The organism is Streptomyces sp. SID486, assembly GCF_009865385.1.
GTDB lineage: Bacteria > Actinomycetota > Actinomycetes > Streptomycetales > Streptomycetaceae > Streptomyces.
The window spans coordinates 1-2,859 of the sequence record NZ_WWJT01000711.1; the positions used below are offsets into that span (position 1 = coordinate 1).

4 protein-coding genes are annotated in these 2,859 nt (G+C 70.3%); all 4 read right to left on the reverse strand.

Annotated features, from left to right (window positions below; translation table 11 throughout):
• Positions 1–38: 38 nt before the first annotated feature.
• Positions 39–1,487 carry a GTPase ObgE gene (gene obgE / locus GT045_RS33310; protein ID WP_161297347.1) on the reverse strand — a complete coding sequence of 483 codons (1,449 nt, stop codon included), beginning with the start codon at positions 1,485–1,487 and terminating at the stop codon, positions 39–41.
• 143 nt (positions 1,488–1,630) lie between these two features.
• Positions 1,631–1,885, reverse strand: coding sequence for a 50S ribosomal protein L27 (rpmA, locus tag GT045_RS33315; protein WP_061922958.1), 255 nt, complete (start codon positions 1,883–1,885; stop codon positions 1,631–1,633).
• Between the two features lie 14 nt (positions 1,886–1,899).
• The gene (gene rplU, locus GT045_RS33320; protein ID WP_004931419.1) at positions 1,900–2,220 is read right to left on the reverse strand and encodes a 50S ribosomal protein L21; all 321 of its coding nucleotides are present in this window, start codon (positions 2,218–2,220) and stop codon (positions 1,900–1,902) included.
• Between the two features lie 277 nt (positions 2,221–2,497).
• Positions 2,498–2,859 (reverse strand): hypothetical protein (locus tag GT045_RS33325; RefSeq protein WP_161336476.1); only part of this gene is annotated, 362 nt, incomplete at its 5' end.

Below are 2,859 nucleotides of genomic sequence, written 5' to 3' on the forward strand. Positions count from 1 at the left end.
CAGGCGGTCAGGCGGTCAGGCGGTCAGGCGGTGCGCCTCTACTCGAACGGGTCGAACTCGTCGTACTCCCGCAGGGATTCGTCGCGCTCCGCCTGCTTGTCCCGGCGGCGCTGGGCCGCGGGACGGGTCGCGTCGAAGCGGTGGTCCTCGCCACGCCGGCCGAGCATCTCCGCGCCGGCCATGACGGTCGGCTCCCAGTCGAAGACGACCGCGTTCTCCTCCGGGCCGATGGCGACGCCGTCGCCCGCGCGGGCACCCGCCTTCATCAGCTTCTCCTCCACGCCGAGGCGGTTGAGCCGGTCGGCGAGGTAGCCGACGGCCTCGTCGTTGTTGAAGTCGGTCTGGCGGACCCAGCGTTCGGGCTTCTCGCCGCGCACCCGGAACAGCGGCTCGCCGCCGGACTCCTCGCGGACCACGGTGAAGCCCGCGTCGTCCACGGCCTTGGGCCGGATGACGATCCGGGTCGCCTCCTCCTTCGGCTTCGCGGCACGCGCCTTGCCGACCAGCTCACCGAGGGCGAAGGTCAGCTCCCGCAGCCCGATGTGGGCCACGGCCGACACCTCGAAGACCCGGTATCCGCGGGCCTCCAGGTCGGGGCGGACCATCTCGGCGAGGTCCTTGCCGTCCGGGACGTCGACCTTGTTCAGGACGACGATGCGGGGCCGGTTGCCCAGCCCGCCGTACTGCCGCAGCTCCTCCTCGATGATGTCGAGGTCGGAGACCGGGTCGCGGTCCGACTCCAGCGTCGCGGTGTCCAGCACGTGCACCAGGACGCTGCACCGCTCCACGTGCCGCAGGAACTCCAGGCCCAGGCCGCGCCCCTGGCTGGCACCGGGGATGAGACCGGGCACGTCGGCGATGGTGTACACGGTGGAACCGGCGGTCACCACGCCCAGGTTCGGGACGAGCGTCGTGAACGGATAGTCGGCGATCTTCGGCTTGGCCGCGCTGAGCACGGAGATCAGCGAGGACTTGCCGGCGCTCGGGTAGCCGACGAGGGCCACGTCGGCGACGGTCTTCAGCTCCAGGACGATGTCCTGCAGGTCACCGGGCACGCCCAGCAGCGCGAAGCCGGGCGCCTTGCGGCGGGCCGAGGCCAGCGCCGCGTTGCCCAGACCGCCCCGGCCGCCCTGCGCGGCGACGTACGAGGTGCCGTGGCCGACCAGGTCGGCGAGCACGTTGCCGGCCTTGTCCAGGACGACCGTGCCGTCCGGCACCGGCAGGACCAGGTCCTCGCCGTCCTTGCCGGAACGGTTGCCGCCCTCGCCGGGCTTGCCGTTGGTGGCCTTGCGGTGCGGGGAGTGGTGGTAGTCGAGCAGCGTCGTGACCGACTGGTCGACGGTCAGGATGACGTCGCCGCCGCGGCCGCCGTTGCCGCCGTCGGGGCCGCCGAGCGGCTTGAACTTCTCACGGTGGACGGAGGCACAGCCGTGGCCTCCGTTACCCGCGGCGACATGCAGTTCGACGCGGTCCACGAAGGTGGTCATGGGGTGCCTCCAGCACTTCGGTACGTACGGTATGTCTCTTGCGTAACACGCGAAAGGCGGACCCGCCTTCCCGACCGGGAAGTGAGGTCCGCCTCGCGAAAGGTTCGAACGTTACGTTCGGTCGATGCCGTGAATCAGACGATTCAGGCGACCGGAACGATGTTCACGACCTTGCGGCCACGGTGGCTGCCGAACTCCACCGCACCGGCCTGGAGGGCGAACAGCGTGTCGTCGCCGCCACGGCCGACACCGGCGCCGGGGTGGAAGTGGGTGCCGCGCTGACGGACCAGGATCTCACCCGCGTTGACGACCTGACCGCCGAAGCGCTTCACGCCGAGCCGCTGGGCATTGGAGTCGCGACCGTTCCGGGTGGACGATGCGCCCTTCTTGTGTGCCATTTCTCCTCAGTCCCTTACTTCGCAGCCGCGGGGATCTCAGTGACCTTGATCGCCGTGTACTGCTGGCGGTGGCCCTGACGACGGCGGTAGCCGGTCTTGTTCTTGTAGCGCAGAATGTCGATCTTCTGGCCCTTGTGGTGGTCCACGACCTCGGCCTGGACCTTGATGCCGGCCAGCACCCACGGGTCGCTGGTCACAGCGTCGCCGTCGACAACGAGCAGGGTCGAGAGCTCGACCGTGTCGCCAACCTTGGCAGTGGAAATCTTGTCAACCTCAACGATGTCGCCGACAGCAACCTTGTGCTGGCGACCACCGCTGCGCACGATGGCGTACACGCGGATCTCACTTTCGCTCGAAGAAACGGCACCCCCGCAGGCCAGTCGCCCAGGGAAGACCACGGGCGACCTCTCCCGGCCCGCCTTGCGCCCGGGAGGAAGAGGTTTACGGGGATGTGGCATGTTCAGTGGACACGCCGACGGTCAAGGTTACGGGGCCACGACCGAGGGGGTCAAACCGGGTCCAGGGGTTGTGCGGACCGTCACTCGGGACGGGCCTCACGGGTGCGCGGCCGGCCGGGTCGTGGGTGACCCGGCCGGCCGCGCACCGCGGGCGTCAGCCCTCGTCGCCGGCGGTGGAGACCGTGGTGGTCTTCTTCGCCGTCGACTTCGCGGCGGCCGTCTTGGCGGTCTTCGTCGCCTTCTTGGCCGTCGTCTTCTTGGCGGCCGTCTTCTTGGCCACGGTCTTCTTGGCGGCGGTCTTCTTCGCCGGGGCCTTCTTGGCCGCCTTGCGGGCGGTCTTCTTGGCCGGCGCGGCCTCCTCGGCCGCCGGCTCCCCGGTCGCCGGCTCCGCGGTCACCGCGGCCTCCGCCGTGGCACCCCCGGCAGCCTCGGTCACCGGCACCTCGTCGGCCGTACCCGACGGGACGACCACGACGGCCGTCTCCTCGGACGCGGTCGGCGCGGTGGCCTTGCGCA

What these genes read in the sequence shown, in the direction of transcription:
- obgE (WP_161297347.1), bottom strand. Translation starts at nt 1,487, where the DNA reads ATGACCACCTTCGTGGACCGCGTCGAACTGCATGTCGCCGCGGGTAAC.
- rpmA (WP_061922958.1), bottom strand. Translation starts at nt 1,885, where the DNA reads ATGGCACACAAGAAGGGCGCATCGTCCACCCGGAACGGTCGCGACTCC.